At 59.4% G+C, this 14,310-nt stretch carries 11 protein-coding genes; 6 read left to right on the forward strand and 5 right to left on the reverse strand.

Going from position 1 to position 14,310, the window contains the following annotated elements:
• The first annotated feature begins 16 nt into the window (after window positions 1-16).
• Window positions 17-943 carry a dihydrodipicolinate synthase family protein gene (locus tag C5L10_RS21515; RefSeq protein WP_105431312.1) on the forward strand — a complete coding sequence of 309 codons (927 nt, stop codon included), beginning with the start codon at window positions 17-19 and terminating at the stop codon, window positions 941-943.
• Window positions 944-1,647: 704 nt separating this feature from the next.
• Entirely contained in the window at window positions 1,648-3,051 is a 1,404-nt protein-coding gene (locus tag C5L10_RS21520) for a hypothetical protein (protein WP_105431313.1), read from the forward strand.
• A gap of 22 nt (window positions 3,052-3,073) precedes the next feature.
• Here C5L10_RS21520 and C5L10_RS21525 read toward each other — a convergent pair whose 3' ends face one another.
• Complete coding sequence (locus tag C5L10_RS21525) at window positions 3,074-4,003, reverse strand: family 16 glycosylhydrolase (protein ID WP_105431314.1); 930 nt, start codon at window positions 4,001-4,003, stop codon at window positions 3,074-3,076.
• A 42-nt stretch (window positions 4,004-4,045) separates the two neighbouring features.
• Entirely contained in the window at window positions 4,046-5,188 is a 1,143-nt protein-coding gene (locus C5L10_RS21530; protein WP_105431315.1) for a glycosyltransferase, read from the reverse strand.
• 183 nt (window positions 5,189-5,371) lie between these two features.
• On the opposite strand from C5L10_RS21530, the gene C5L10_RS21535 reads away from it, so the two are divergent.
• Entirely contained in the window at window positions 5,372-7,018 is a 1,647-nt protein-coding gene (locus C5L10_RS21535) for a GMC family oxidoreductase (RefSeq protein ID WP_105431316.1), read from the forward strand.
• Window positions 7,002-8,015: an NAD(P)-dependent oxidoreductase gene (locus C5L10_RS21540; RefSeq protein ID WP_105431317.1), complete on the forward strand. Its 1,014-nt coding sequence runs from the start codon at window positions 7,002-7,004 to the stop codon at window positions 8,013-8,015. The genes C5L10_RS21535 and C5L10_RS21540 overlap by 17 nt, the downstream gene beginning before the upstream one ends.
• Before the next feature lie 44 nt (window positions 8,016-8,059).
• On the opposite strand, the gene C5L10_RS21545 is transcribed toward C5L10_RS21540, so the two are convergent.
• The 3 genes from C5L10_RS21545 to C5L10_RS21555 all read right to left on the reverse strand — a co-directional run bounded on the left by C5L10_RS21545 (window position 8,060) and on the right by C5L10_RS21555 (window position 10,937).
• Window positions 8,060-8,353 (reverse strand): hypothetical protein, encoded by a 294-nt coding sequence (locus tag C5L10_RS21545; RefSeq protein ID WP_105431318.1) that lies wholly within the window; start codon window positions 8,351-8,353, stop codon window positions 8,060-8,062.
• A 140-nt stretch (window positions 8,354-8,493) separates the two neighbouring features.
• Window positions 8,494-9,828, reverse strand: coding sequence for a polysaccharide biosynthesis/export family protein (locus tag C5L10_RS21550; protein WP_245448077.1), 1,335 nt, complete (start codon window positions 9,826-9,828; stop codon window positions 8,494-8,496).
• Between the two features lie 26 nt (window positions 9,829-9,854).
• Window positions 9,855-10,937 (reverse strand): glycosyltransferase, encoded by a 1,083-nt coding sequence (locus tag C5L10_RS21555; protein ID WP_105431351.1) that lies wholly within the window; start codon window positions 10,935-10,937, stop codon window positions 9,855-9,857.
• A gap of 357 nt (window positions 10,938-11,294) precedes the next feature.
• Here C5L10_RS21555 and C5L10_RS21560 point away from each other — a divergent pair, with 357 nt between their 5' ends.
• Together C5L10_RS21560 and C5L10_RS21565 are read left to right on the forward strand one after the other, a co-directional pair.
• Complete coding sequence (locus C5L10_RS21560) at window positions 11,295-11,978, forward strand: sugar transferase (protein WP_371411965.1); 684 nt, start codon at window positions 11,295-11,297, stop codon at window positions 11,976-11,978.
• A gap of 289 nt (window positions 11,979-12,267) precedes the next feature.
• Window positions 12,268-14,298, forward strand: coding sequence for a glycosyltransferase family 1 protein (locus tag C5L10_RS21565; RefSeq protein WP_105431320.1), 2,031 nt, complete (start codon window positions 12,268-12,270; stop codon window positions 14,296-14,298).
• The last annotated feature ends 12 nt before the right edge of the window (window positions 14,299-14,310 follow it).

Genomic DNA, 14,310 nt, shown 5'->3' on the forward strand with positions numbered 1-14,310 from the left:
TTGAAAAGGTTGGATCATGACTTTGTTCAATGGCCTGTCTGCGTTCCCCCTGACCCCGACCGATGACGAAGGGCGCGTCGACGCCGAGGTGCTGGCCCGTTTTCTCGAGCGTATCCATCACGCGGGAGCAGATTCCATCGGGCTGCTCGGCAGCACGGGTGGCTATGCATACCTCACCAAGGAAGAGCGCAAGCGTACCGTCGCGGTTGCCGTTGAATGTATTGGCGGCAAGACTCCCCTTGTGGTGGGTGTAGGAGCGTTGCGCACCGACGAAGCTCAGGCTTTGGCGCGCGACGCCAAAGCCGCCGGCGCCGACGGCCTGCTCCTGGCGCCGATGTCATACGTTCCCCTCAACGAGGACGAAGTCTTTCAGCACTTCGTCGCCGTGGCCGAGGCGGGGGAATTGCCTTTATGCATCTACAACAATCCCAGCACCACGCGCTTCACGTTCAGCGATGCGCTGATCGCCCGGCTGTCGGCGGTGTCCAACATCGTCGCCGTGAAAATGCCTCTGGCGGCAGGTGGCGATTACGCGGGGGAACTCGCCCGCCTGCGACAGATCACCCCTGACAGGTTCACGATTGGATATAGCGGCGATTGGGGGGCGGCCGATGCCTTGCTTGCCGGATGTGACACCTGGTACAGCGTCGCGGCAGGCCTGCTGCCGGGCCCGGCGCTTGCGCTGACGCGTGCTGCGCGGGCCGGCGACATTGTCGAGACCGCGCGTTTGAACAAGGCCTTCGAACCGCTCTGGACCTTGTTCAAGCGCTACGGCAGCTTCCGCGTCATGTTCGCCATTGCTGGCTTCCTGGATCTGGCACACCTCCAGCCGCCGCGTCCGGTCTTGCCCTTGCCGAAAGACGCCGAAGATGACGTCAGGCTGGCATTGGATATCCTCGAGATTGCGGTCCCGCCGCCGCTCTGCCCGACCGCTCGGACATAGCGCACGAAGGAGGCAAAGTTCTCAATCGTAAACAGTTAGGCCGGTCAGGACTCGTAGATCGTCTCGCCCCGGCCAAAGCAGCGCTCATTCTCAGAGTACCCTCAATGAACTGGGTGCGACGAATGGCGATTCCTCCTAAACCTTTTGATGCTGTTGCCACGACGGTTCAAAGCGATACGATCCACTTGCGATAAGGAGATAACCTAGGGCTCGGCTCGGAAAACGACCGCCCTTGGGTTTTGTCGTAACTTACGAAGCACGGCGAAGGCTCGAGCCTTGGGACGGAATGAGGGCGTGCTTTCGAACAGGTCGATCGGCTCGCGTTCCATGTCTTGCGGCCCATAGCGACCATACACAGTCCCCAATGCGTCCTGATGTGAAGCACGTTCGATCCACGGAACGAGTGAAAAGGATCAAGATGGAAGATCTACAGGGCGCCTATCTCGATCCGGTCCTGAGGAGGTGGAAGGCGATCTTCACGCAAGTGCGCCCCGATGCCCGTCCCAAGCCTGGGGCCAAGCCTGGGGGCAAGCCTGGGGGCAAGCGGAACCCGCCGACTTTCATTGCGGAAACACAGAGGAGGACGGAGCAAGGCGCCGAAACGGCCGGTTCAGCTCCGGCTGCCATCGGCCCGCGATCTCCTTTGCCGGCATCAAATACCGGACCAATTGGCTGATGGGTGCCGGCAACGACAGGCATCGCGCATGAGTTTGGAGCCTATCGGAATATTTACGCTCGTTCTGGGGGTCTATTGCCTGTTCGCGGGATACCATGCGAGCATCGTCGTGTTCATCGGCCTTTCCGTTTTCGGTGCTGCAGCCGCGATCCTGATGGGTTCCGCAAACATCCAGCCGGCACACCTCTTTCTCGCATTCCTTGCCCTTGGCGTCCTGACATATCGAGACAAGTTCAGTATCGCGCTGAAGGCACTGTATTTCCCTAAGCCCGGGTTCTGGCTGGCCTGCCTGCTGATCTACGGAACAGTGCTGGGTTTCTTCGCGCCGCGCCTGCTTGCCCGCATGACGGACATCATCCCGCTCGGCTCTTCCGAATATCCATCCACCGGCAGCACCGTGCCTTTGGGGCCGGTCTCCAGCAATTTTACCCAGGCAGTCTACGTTTCCGCAGATCTTCTCGCCTATGTGCTGATCCTGGCGATCGGATCCACCATGGCCGGTTTCAGGGCAATCACCGTCGGGGTTCTGGTATTCGCGGGCGCGAATGCCTTTTTTGCTCTGCTCGACATCGCGACCTATGGCACTGGGGCTCAAGACCTTTTTCTCTACATCCGCAACGCCCAATACACATTTCACGATGATGACGTCGTCGCCGGCGTCAAGCGTATCGTCGGCTCATGGCCGGAGGCGTCGGCATTCGCCGGCATCAGCCTCGCCGCCGTCGGGTTTACCGGCACGCTGTGGCTCTGCGGGCGCGACCTGAGATGGAGCGGCGCATTTTTCCTTGTCACGACCCTGCTGGTGATACGGTCAACGTCGTCGGCTGGCCTGTTGGCTTTGCCGCTTTGCTTCGTGATCTTGTATATCACCGCCTTCTTCCGCTGTGGCGGGCCGTCCGGAACCCGGAACAGCTCGGCGATCGTGCTGTTTGCACCGCCGCTGATTTGTCTCATCGCATTGGTGATTGCCCTCAACGAGACGCTTTTCCGGCAACTCTACGACTATTTTGACCTGCTCATCTTCAGCAAGTCCACATCGGCTTCCGCAGTGGAACGCGGTTCCTGGAACACCTATGGATACCAGAATTTCCTCGATTCCTACGGTCTCGGGGTTGGCCTCGGTACCTCCCGCACATCGAGCTTCCTGTTCGCCCTGCTCTCCAACGTTGGGATACCAGGAACGATCATGTTTTTGCTCTTTGCGATCTCAGCATTCTCGAAACGGCGCGGGATGCCTCGCACCTTCACCTCGGATATCCGGCTGGCCGCGCGCAACGGCTGCGCATGCCTGATGATCGGCGCCATGGTTGCGGGGCCGACCGTCGATCTCGGCCTTGTGTTCTTCATCCTGGCCGGCCTTTCAAGCGCCGAGCCGGAGCACGAAACGCTGACAGCTCCGTCGGCCCGCTACATGACCGTAAAGGTGAGTTGATTGCGCGCCTTAAGCTTGTCCGTCAGGCATAGACCCGGAAATAATCGACCCGCATGCGTGTGAGCGTGTCCGCGGGCAAGAGTGGCTGCGGATAAGGGACATCCGAACGCAGGGCAAGCGTGAGGACCGGCCAGAACACATCCTGATCAGCATCGAGTTGTCCGGAGCGGGTGATCGTCCAGACCGCCGGCATTCCGGTCCTGGTATCGATGATGGGCTGCCGTTCGAAATAGATCGTGCATTCGGTGTCGGTGACCAGCACCCCGTATCGGCAATAACCGGCGGTCATGTCGATCGGCGTGGGCACGCCGGTTCCTTCATTGTGCTCGCCGGGTTGCCCCCATTCGTGCAGATAGGCCCCGTAGAGCGTGGGTTCCCAGCCCTTGTGCTCGACGACGTCGATTTCGATGCTGGTCTGAGGACGCAGGATGCTGCGTCCGTTCATCATCCAGAAAGCCGGCCAGGTCAGCGGATGTCTTGGAAACAGCATCCGCGCCTCGAAATAGCCGCGCCGCCAACCTTTCATGATCGTGCCATCGCGCTTGGCCGTCTGAATATTGCCCGATACCCACTGAAACTCGGCGAGCTCATTGCCGTAATAATGGGGGACCTTCATCGGCCGTCCGATGTGTTTTGCGGCCACTTCCAACGCCTTGCCATCGCTCGCGTTCGGGTCGTCGACAATTGCATAGGGATTGAACCCCTCTTCGCCGCTGTCTCTCGCGAAGGCCGAGCGGCCGTAAAAGCCCGGATCGGAGGTAGTCGGCTTTGGACCGGCACTCCAGGTCGACCAATCGAGCCTGGTGAAATTGTCCTCAAATATCAAGGCTCGCCCGCTGGTCGGGTCCTCCAGGCGACCTGATGCCTTCGATCGCCAAACGAGACCGCCGGCGAGGCCTGCCGAGGCCAGGGCGCCGACCGCGAATGAGCGGCGGGACAATAACGTCGTCATGATCCACCTCACGTCGTTTCATTCAGGCTGGCCCGCAGAGATCTATGCCGCTGCCGCACTCCGTAACGCGCTGGCATGCACCTCAAGCACCCGCTCTGGGCTGTAACAGTCAATGAACTCCTGCCGAAAGCTGGCATGGGCCTGCTCGGCGCGCAGATTGTCGCAATAATAAATCATTGCGTTCACGAGCTCTTCGCTCCGATCTACCGGCACGAGCAGGCCGAGCCTGCTGTCGACGAGGATATCGCTCGGGCCGAATTCGCAATCGGTCGCGATGACGGGCAGACCAAACCGCAGCGCTTCGCAGATCGCCAGCGACCACCCTTCCCATCGGGACGTGGAGACATAGACGTCACTTGCCGCCAGCGCGGGCTGGGGATTTTCAGGATGATGCTCCAGGCTTACCACGTCCGCAAGGCCACGGCGGTCGATCTCTGCCCGCAAGGCCGCCTCCCCGTCGCCATAACCGACGATTTTCAGCAGGACGTTGCTGCGTTTTTTCCGCAGCTCGGAAAACGCGGCCAAAAGAATGTCCTGGCCTTTCTGAAACGAGAAGCGACCGATATTGATGAAAGTGACACTATCGCCGGCGCGCGCCTGGCCGGCATCGGAAAGGTCAAACTTTCGCACGGGGTTCGGCACCCAATAATGCGGGCGCTTGCTCTTGAACATCGCGTTGAATGAGGTGAGCTGCCGCGGCGAGGTTCCGAAAACCGAGGCGATCCTCGGCAGGAAAAGCGTCTTCATCAACAGGAAGAGGATCTTGGCCTTGATATGGCTGCGCTCCAGCTTTGGATTGCCGTGAAGATGGACGGCAAACCGGCGCCGGATGCCGATGCAGGAGGCCATGCAGATCACCGTCGGCTCGATCTGCGGCACGACGACCAGGTCATAATCCTTGCCTGCAATGACCTCCCGGAAGTTGCGCATCAGCTCGATCCGGCTGGAAGCCACGCGGTCGATAATGGTGTAATTCCTGCCCTCCGTCGGGCGATTTTTGTGAACCGATGTGTAGAGGACGTCCACCTCGAACTCGCTCCCATACCTATCCATCAGACCGGAGCAGATCGTATCCACGACCCTCTCGATACCGGCGAAAGCGCTCGTACCCGGCTGGACATAGAGGATCTTCAAAGGTGTAGGGGGGCTAAGTCTTTCGGAGTAGGGCATGGTTGCTATTTGCATATACCTAACCTCTTTGAATTCTCCGAAGACACTGTATAGTAAGGAAAATCCCCCATAAAAACATCGGAAACATCCCTGCTGAAACACCAAGTCAAACCTGGCGGAAAACAAGAAATTATTCACCGCCCAGAGCGATAACATTGATGCAATGTCGATGAGATTGCAACAGCAAAGGTTTTCTGAATGTCCCTCATCGGGTTAAACGTGAATTTTGGAGAAACTGTACTTCCGTTGCCATCCTGCGACATCTGCATTGTCGGGTCAGGACCAGCTGGCACGACGCTTGCGCAGGAATTGTCGAATACGAACTTGCGCGTCACTCTTCTGGAGAGCGGCGGCATGGCCCGCGATCCCCTGATGGATGCGCTTGACGAGATCGACAATGTCGGCCGCCCGCGTGCCAGTGACCAGTGGTCCGTTCGCAATCGTATCGTTGGCGGAAGCTCCCACACCTGGGGTGGACGTTGCGGCCCCTTCGACGCCATCGATTATGAAGAACGGCCTTGGGTTCCGTATTCCGGCTGGCCGATCGACGGCGCGGATCTCGAACCCTATCTGGCGCGCACCGCCTCCCATCTCGGCCTGGCTTTCGGCAATGGCTACAATGACGAACGGTTCTGGGCGATTGCCAATCGCCAGCGGCCGGCGCCCGATCTCGACCCTGAAATCCTGATCCCTGTCTTCTGGCAGTTCAGCCGGGATACGGAAGAAGCCTACCCGTACGAATATATGCGCTTCGGTCGTCACGTGGCCAAGCGGATCGGCCTCAACGTGACGCTCGTCACCGGGGCGACGGTGCAGAGCGTCCAGCTATCGGAATCGGGGGATGCCATCCGCGGCGTGCGATTTGCGGCAGCCGACGGCGGTCAGCAGGTGTTGACCGCATCCGTCGTGATCCTGTGCTGCGGCGGTATAGAAAACGCTCGCATACTGATGAACTCCAATGAGACTAAACCTCATGGCGTTGGGAACGACCATGACCAGGTGGGACGTTATCTCATGGACCATCTGAGGGGTTCGGTGGCGACCTTTTCGCTGCCGGGTTCCGATGCTCTTCAAAAGCGCTTTGGCCGATACAATGTCAGCCGCCATTTCTTTCGTGCCGGATTTCGGCTGAGCCCCGATATCCAACGGCGCGAGCAGTTGCTCAACTGCGCCGGGTGGCTCGGCGAGGTGTTGGCGAAGGATGATCCCTGGGATGCCTTGCGACGCCTGGCGGGGCGCACCCCAAAGCTACCGCAGGACCTGTTCAATATCATTGCGAACAGCAATCTGCTCGCCAGAGGCCTGAAGGACTTTTTAGGTGCGCGCAACGGTGTTCCGCGCAAGCTGACCGAACTCGACCTGCAATGCATGTGCGAACAGGTGCCCAATCCCGATAGCCGCGTGACCTTGTCGGAACGACGCGATCGTCTGGACATGCGCTTGCCGCGAGTGGACTGGCGCAGCCACAGCGACGAGTCCCGCACGATGCGCAAAATGGCGGAATTGGCTGTCCAGGAGCTGCCGAAAGCCGGCCTGCCCGCGCCGAAGCTGGAGGAATGGGTCAAGGACGGCGCCGAAATTCCCTCGACATTCGTCGATGTCGCCCATCCGACCGGAACGACGCGCATGTCCACGGAGCCCGGCCGTGGCGTCGTCGATGCCAACTGCGAAGTGCACGGCGTCAGCGGTCTCTTCGTCCAAGGCAGTTCGGTCTTCCCGACGGCAGGGCACTGCAATCCGACCCAGATGATCGTCGCACTGGCTGTTCGCCTCGCCGACCACATCAAGATGAAACACCAATATCGAGAACCAGTTCCGGTGACGACCCATGCCAGATGTGCTTAAGGCAAAGCCAGTTCTGGTGACTGGCGCGACCGGCAGGATCGGCAGGATCGTCGTCGCCGATTTGATCGAACGCGGTTATGCCGTACGCGCCACCACATCGAAGCCCTTGGCGGCGGATGGAGGCAAGGTTGACGATCTCCTGGAGTGGCGGCGGTTCGACTTCATGACGGACGACGATTGGGATGGGCTCGTCAAGGGCTGCTGCGCCGTCCTGCACCTTGCGGCCGAGCTCGGCAAGATGGAGCGCATGCAGCGGGTCAATGTCGAGGCCACCCGACAACTTGCGCAAGCCTGCGAGCGTGAGGGCATTACCGCCTTCTGTTATGCAAGCACCGTTTCGGTTTACGGGAGCGGACGAAAGCGCCTGATCGATGAGGCCTCGCCGGTGTTGACCGCCGATCGGGATATCCCCTCGCAATACTGGGCTCTCGACTATGTTCGAATGTATGGGCGGACCAAGCTGGCAGGCGAGCTCGCATTGCGCGCCGTTGCACGACAGACCCGCTTCACGATCGTGCGGCCCGCCGTGGTCGTCGATATCAACCAGATCATCGGCATCCGGGACTGGAATCCGATCAAGCGGCTGCTCGGCGCACATCGCCATGCACATCACGTCTATGTTCGCGACGTCTCCGACGCGATGATCTGGCTTATCGTGCGTGGCCTGGCCGGACACGGCCTGCCGGGTCAGGTCGAGGTCTATAACCTCGCGGAGGACGATTGCCCTGATCCACGGCACATCGATTTCATGCGGAAGGCTTTCGCCACCAGCCATGACCGACGCTATAGAAGCCTGCCGATACCGGCAGTCGCCGACTGGCTTCACGATTTCCTGAGATTTAGAACGCTGCCTTTGAGAAACCCTCTGTGGCGAATGCGCTTTTCCAACCAGCGCCTGAAGGAGGCTGGCTATCGCTTTCGTTACGGCATGGCAGATGCCCAACGCCTTGCGCTTTCCACCCTTAGGAAAACCGCCGGAAATACGGAAGCCGAGTGACGAAGCATCGCGTGACTGCGCTCATTTGCGGGGCCTTGAGCTTCTCATTCTCCGGTGTATTTCGAATTCGCACCCAGCGAGGATCGTTCTCGCTCGTTTACCCGCCTCCGGACATAGAGCAGATAAAAGATTCCATTCATGGCGACACAACCCGCCTCAAGCGCCACCGCCACCAGGAACGCCAAGGTCACTGCATCGGATATCGAATAATCGAGAACAATTGCGGTCGTCGCCAAAACGATGACGACTGCCAGAACGAAAAGCGTGAAGATCAAAATTGGTAATCGGGCTGCGCAAAGCAAGCCGATGATGAATGCAATGACCAAGACCCAAGTCATCAGCGTCCTTTGACCAATTTCGTCTCCGGTATTTGAGAATTTTATTCTAACATGTGCTGAATGTCCCTAGCAAGCGGGAATCGGCCAGCTTCCAGCTTCGAGCCGGATGGCGATTTTGTGCTGTCGGCTCCGGCTGCGGATTAGAAATTCTTCGGCCGAATATCTCTTGCCCGTCTTTCCACCCGCACGACGTCGCCCGGCCCCACCTCATCATTGTCACTGACGACCAGGGTCTGCATCGCTCCATTGATTGTCCGATTGACCTTGATGACGAACGCTGGCTCGCCGTCGGCTTCCAGAGCGGCAAGGGCGGCGGGAGCGCGCAATTCGATATTTGCCAGAAGGGCACGCGCCGTTTTCGCCTTTTCGGAATTGGCGGCCAGCCGATCCCGCAGGTCCACGGCCTCGGTAAGCGCGTCACCTCTGTATTTCTGGTGAAAATCGCCGATTTCCTGATCAAGCTTGGCGAGATCCTGCTGCGTCTTGAGAATTGCCAGCGAGACATCCAGGCTGCGGCTTTCTAGATCCGCGAGGCTTTGGTTTGCGCCCAGCTGCCGAGACGATACCGTCAGCCCCTGGGACACCATCTTGTTGACGGCACTCAGATCCTTGGCCGCCATTTCGGTCTGCCTGGCGAGCGAGCTTTCCTTGAGCCGCAGGGTTTCGAGCTGGTTCGTGGCCAGGATCTTGGCCTGGCCAAGCCTGTCGAGTTCCGTGTTCATCAGGTGCCGCCGGGTCTCGAACAATGCCTGCTCATCCTGCATCACGCGCGCCAGCGCCGGTCGGGAGGCTTGCGATGTCAGATCCTGCGGGAACGAGATCGTGGCCGCGCCGGCCAAAAGCGCCTCGACACGCGCTTGACGCGCCAGAAGGCCGTAATGTTCGAACTCCAGTTGGCCGAGATCCCCATGACTGACCAGCGCCTCGCGCTGGAGAGCGAGCATTTCGGGATCGCCCTGCCCGAGTCCACCAGCCATACTGATTGCCTGGATCACCGTCAGGCCAGGCACATAGCCGTATTTCCCCGGCTTGGACACCAAGCCGGTCACAAAGAATGGCCGATAGACCGAGACCTCCACGGAAGCATTCGGCCGCTTCTGCAAGCCGACCTGTTTCTGAAGCTGCTCCCCGATCAGGCCGGATACGTCATCCAGCGTCTTGCCGGCGACCGAAACGGTGCCGATGATCGGAAGCGACAACGTGCCTGCCGCGGAAACGGCGAATTCACCTGTCAACGGCACCCATTCGAACGCCACTCCGGCATTCGGCCGCCATTCGAAAACGCGAATTTTAAGAACGTCCTGCGGCCCGAGCGTATAGTCGGCCGCACCTGCCGGAATGCCCGGAGAAAAAACCGCAAACCAGGCGATCAGCGCCAGGAGAAACCTGGCCAGGTAACACAGCCGGGAGGCTGACGCGGCCGATGCCCCGGCATGCATCGCAAACAGGCGCTGCAAGAAGCTCAGTTGCTGCATCCGGTCACTCCCGCTCTCCAGTTGGCTTAAGCTATTCGCACGTCATCCCAGATCGGTCCCTGTCCGGTGAGATGATTGGCGTAGGACCTGAATTTGTCGATGAAAACCGAGGTCCTGAAATCCTGCGCCCGCGCCACGGCATCGGCGGGGTTGAGATCCATTTTGTCGAGGCGCTCCACGGCATCGATGACGGCCTCGATCGATTGGATGGGGAAAAATACACCGGTCTTGCCGGCGACGACGGTTTCCGTCGCTCCGCCCCGTCCATAGGCGATGACAGGGCGCCCGCTTGCCATCGCTTCAACGGGCACGATGCCGAAATCTTCCTCGCCCGGAAATACCAGTGCCCTGCAGCGTGCGTAGTGGTGCTGAAGGACGTCGAATGGCTGGGCACCCATGATCGTCACGGTCGGCCCGGCGATCTTGCGCAGGCGAGCCAACATTTCGCCGCCGCCGATGACCACCAGCTTCGCCTTCATCCGGTTGAACGCTTCCACGGCGAGATCCGGGCGTTTGTAGCTCACCAGTTCCCCAGCCATCAGATAATAATCCTCGAGGTCGCCGGCGGCGACCGGTCGAAAAGCCTGGGTATCGACGGGCGGATGGATGATATGCGCATCCCTGCGGTAATAGCTCTTCACCCGCTGTGCCACCGTCGTGGAATTGGCGATGAATTCATCGACGCGGCTGGCCGCCGCGACATCCCAGGTCCGCAAATAATGCGCCAGCGGCGGCATCATTATCCGCGTCAACCTGCCGGAGGTTTCATAGTACTTATTGTACATGTTCCAAATGTATCGCATGGGCGAATGACAGTAACAAATATGGATGGCCGGCGAGGTAGGTATTACTCCTTTTGAAGGTCCCGACTCACTACTAATGACGAGGTCGTACCCGCTGAGGTCCAGTTGCTCCAAGGCCATGGGCATCAGCGGCAGATATTTTTTGTACATCCGCTTCGCGTAGGGCAAGGAATCGATGAAGGTCGTTTGGATGCGGTGCTTCCGGATTTCCGCTGAAATTACAGAGGGATCATACACATGGGTAAAGATATCGGCGCTCGGATAAATCCGGCAGAGCGCCTCCAGAACCTTTTCCCCGCCCCGCATTCCGACCAGCCAGTAATGGACGATTGCCACCCGCATGAAGTCTCCCCATGACCGAACAACAGCCAAATTCATCAGCCATTGCAGCAATTTGACCCGCGTTCTAGATCGAAAGAAGTAGATATGATTATCTACCCCGGAATGGGCAGTTTAATTCGCACCTATATCGGTAAATAGTGCCGATACATTTCATGAATGCCTAAATAGTGCGCCGCAATAAAAGTATTGTCAAATGAAATACCAGGCGCTAACGTGGGTGTGGATGCCGCTATAGATTGTCTGCCCATACCCTTTCGTCTTTTATCTAGAGTACGGAGCACGCAGATGAATGACATCAATGTCAGTAGTAATTTGAATGCGATGAACGGCTCCCATCTTCAGGCACCCGAACAATTCGCTTTCCCGAGGATCGGAAACGAGGCGTCCCATCGCCTTTCGGTCTATCTGAAACGGGCTCTCGACACGGTTATTTCCCTTGTTGCTCTTATCGTTCTCATGCCGATGATCGTGATGCTGATCGCCCTGCTTTATGCCGTTCAGGGCCGTCCGATCTTCGTTGGGCACCGCCGGATCGGCAAGAATGGGGTGATGTTCCCTTGTCTCAAGTTCAGGACAATGGTCCCCAATGCCGATGAAGCTCTGCTTCGGCATCTCTCCGCCAATCCGTCTGACAGGGCGGAATGGGCCGCCACGCGCAAACTGAAGAACGACCCCAGGATTACGCCGCTCGGCGCCTTGCTGCGCGAGAGCAGCGCCGATGAGATACCACAGCTCCTGAACGTCATACTGGGACAAATGAGCATCGTCGGCCCTCGCCCGATCGTATCCAGCGAGGCGGAGTTCTATGGCCGCTACTTTGTGGATTACATCCGGGTTCGGCCGGGCCTGACTGGGCTTTGGCAGATCAGCGGTCGCAACGACATCAGCTACAACGCACGCGTCGAACTCGACATGCGTTATGTCCGGGAACAAAGCATCTGGGGAGATATCGTCATCATGGCCAAGACCGTCCCGGCGGTCCTGCGCGCGCACGGCAGCTATTGATTATTGAGCCCGCCCCCGCGGGGGCGGCCAAGAAACGGCGGACGTTCCGTGGGAGGGGCGCAATACGGCAAACGCAATGCAATAGCATCGGGGATCAGCACATCTTGCAAGCCAGTTTTGAGATCGTCAGCAGACATTTTCAGCAAGAAGAGACCGCCATCTGCTTGTCGCCGCGGTGTTGTATTTTGCAAACCGGAAAATTCGCAAATGAGCGGGGCTCCCTCGTTCACCGCCCTTGGTACCCGCACATTGCCCCCCTTTTCCGCTCGAACGGTGATGGAGGGCGGTCATGAGTTCAACCGAGCACTGCGCCATCAACGGGCGGTTCCTGACGCAAGATGCGACGGGCGTGCAACGCTATGCGATGAATGTCGTCAAGGCTCTCGACCGCACCTTCGGTCATGGTGAGCGCTTGCCGATAATCGCGCCCGTCGGCACGCCGGACCCGGGTTTTGCCCGACTTCCGCTGGTCACCGCCGGTGATTTCGGCGGGCACGCGTGGGAGCAGACCGTTCTTGCCCGAACTTGCCGTGGGCCGCTGCTCAATCTTTGCAATTCGGCACCCGTTCTCAAGAAGGATCAGATCGTCTGCATCCATGACGCCAACATTTTTGCCGCCCCCGAAAGTTATAGCCGCGCCTTCCGTATGGCCTACTCCCGGCTGCATCCGCTCCTGGTTCGACGTTCCGCCCGCATCGCCACCGTCTCTCACGCATCGGCCCGGCAACTCGCACGCTACCTGCCTGTCCGGCAGGAGGACATTGCCGTCCTTCCCAATGGCCATGAACATGCTCTCGAGTGGGACGCCGGGCTGGCGAAGGTCGCGCCGCAAGTGGTCAGTGCCATAGGCGCAAGAGGCCGCCAATTCGTTCTGGCGCTTGCCTCTCGTGCCCAGCACAAGAACCTTGGCTTGCTGATGAAGGCTGCAGCGGCTCTTGAGGAGCTGGATATCGACATCGTCGTCGCCGGTGGAAGTGCCGGTATTTTTGCCTCCGACCTTCTCGAAAAAAGGCCCAACCTCCTTCTCGTGGGGCGGGTGTCGGACGACGATCTTGCCTATTTTCTGAAACACGCACTCTGTCTGGCGTTCCCCTCCATCACTGAGGGCTTTGGGCTGCCGATTGTCGAAGCCATGGCCTTGGGTTGCCCCGTCGTGGCGTCCGATTGCGCAAGCATGCCTGAAGTATGCGGAGCGGCGGCGCTGATGGCCTCTCCCTTCCAGCCGGAGGAGTGGATCAGGCATATCGCGACCCTGAAAGGGTCCGACCTGCTCAAAGGCGAGCTGCGCAGTCGGGGCTTGGAGCAGGTGCGCAACTTTTCTTGGACGAACACCGCGGCGGGTTATCGGGAACTGCTTCAGAACCCCGCGAAAGGCCTTGTTCCGCATAAATCGCCAAGGTCGACAGAGCTTAGCCTGGCGGTTGTCATCGCCACCCGCGGTCGCCCGGCCGTCGTCAGCGCGACGGTGCGCCATCTTTTCGCAACCCAGACGGTTCAGCCGGATACGTTGCTGGTGTCCTGCGTCGATCCGTCCGACGTCGGCGATCTGGTTTCCGATCCCAAGGTGACGATCGTCACGGGAAAGGCCGGCCTTGCGGCCCAACGCAACAGAGCGCTCGCCAACCTGCCCGCCGGCACGGACGTGGTCGTCTTTTTCGACGATGATTTCGTCGCCGATGCAAATTGGCTGGCATCCGCCGTCTGCGCGTTTCGCGATGAAAGCCGCCTCGTTGGGTTGACGGGGCACGTGATCGCCGACGGAATCAAAGGCCCCGGTATCCCCTTCGATGAGGCCCTTCGCCTTCTGGAGCGCGCGCCATCCCCTGGTTCGAGGTGGCATGAACCCTACAGTCCCTATGGCTGCAACATGGCCTTCCGCATGTCCGCCATCGGCGACGCAAGGTTCGACGAACGGCTGGTCCTGTACGGCTGGCTGGAGGATCGTGATTTCGCGGCCGCGCTTGCCAGGCAGGGTGGACGCTTCGTCAAATCGGACGAGGCCTGCGGCGTACATATGGGCGTCAAGAGCGGCCGCGTGAGCGGTGAGCGGCTTGGATATTCGCAGATCGTCAACCCGCTTTACATGATGCGCAAGGGCACCATGACGCTTGCGCAGGTTGCCGACCAGGTTCTGCGCAACATCGCCAGCAATTTCGGCCGGCTGTTATGGGCGGAACCGTTTATCGATCGACGCGGGAGGGTCAAAGGCAATCTCTTAGGCTTTGCGGATGTTCTGCGGGGACGCCTGGAGCCTGAGCGCGCTGCTCGATTGCCAGTCTTCAGCGCTCGTCCGCTGCGAGCCGGAGGGAAGGCCAAATGACTTTCAACAGGC

This window comes from Neorhizobium sp. T6_25, assembly GCF_002968555.1.
Classification (GTDB): domain Bacteria; phylum Pseudomonadota; class Alphaproteobacteria; order Rhizobiales; family Rhizobiaceae; genus Neorhizobium.

Excerpts from the sequence above, each read along its gene's own strand:
- C5L10_RS21565 (WP_105431320.1), top strand. The coding sequence starts at position 12,268 with ATGAGTTCAACCGAGCACTGCGCCATCAACGGGCGGTTCCTGACGCAA.
- C5L10_RS21550 (WP_245448077.1), bottom strand. The coding sequence starts at position 9,828 with ATGCAGCAACTGAGCTTCTTGCAGCGCCTGTTTGCGATGCATGCCGGG.
- C5L10_RS21545 (WP_105431318.1), bottom strand. The coding sequence starts at position 8,353 with ATGACTTGGGTCTTGGTCATTGCATTCATCATCGGCTTGCTTTGCGCA.
- C5L10_RS21525 (WP_105431314.1), bottom strand. The coding sequence starts at position 4,003 with ATGACGACGTTATTGTCCCGCCGCTCATTCGCGGTCGGCGCCCTGGCC.
- C5L10_RS21535 (WP_105431316.1), top strand. The coding sequence starts at position 5,372 with ATGTCCCTCATCGGGTTAAACGTGAATTTTGGAGAAACTGTACTTCCG.
- C5L10_RS21560 (WP_371411965.1), top strand. The coding sequence starts at position 11,295 with ATGAACGGCTCCCATCTTCAGGCACCCGAACAATTCGCTTTCCCGAGG.
- C5L10_RS21540 (WP_105431317.1), top strand. The coding sequence starts at position 7,002 with ATGCCAGATGTGCTTAAGGCAAAGCCAGTTCTGGTGACTGGCGCGACC.
- C5L10_RS21515 (WP_105431312.1), top strand. The coding sequence starts at position 17 with ATGACTTTGTTCAATGGCCTGTCTGCGTTCCCCCTGACCCCGACCGAT.
- C5L10_RS21555 (WP_105431351.1), bottom strand. The coding sequence starts at position 10,937 with ATGCGGGGCGGGGAAAAGGTTCTGGAGGCGCTCTGCCGGATTTATCCG.
- C5L10_RS21520 (WP_105431313.1), top strand. The coding sequence starts at position 1,648 with ATGAGTTTGGAGCCTATCGGAATATTTACGCTCGTTCTGGGGGTCTAT.
- C5L10_RS21530 (WP_105431315.1), bottom strand. The coding sequence starts at position 5,188 with ATGCAAATAGCAACCATGCCCTACTCCGAAAGACTTAGCCCCCCTACA.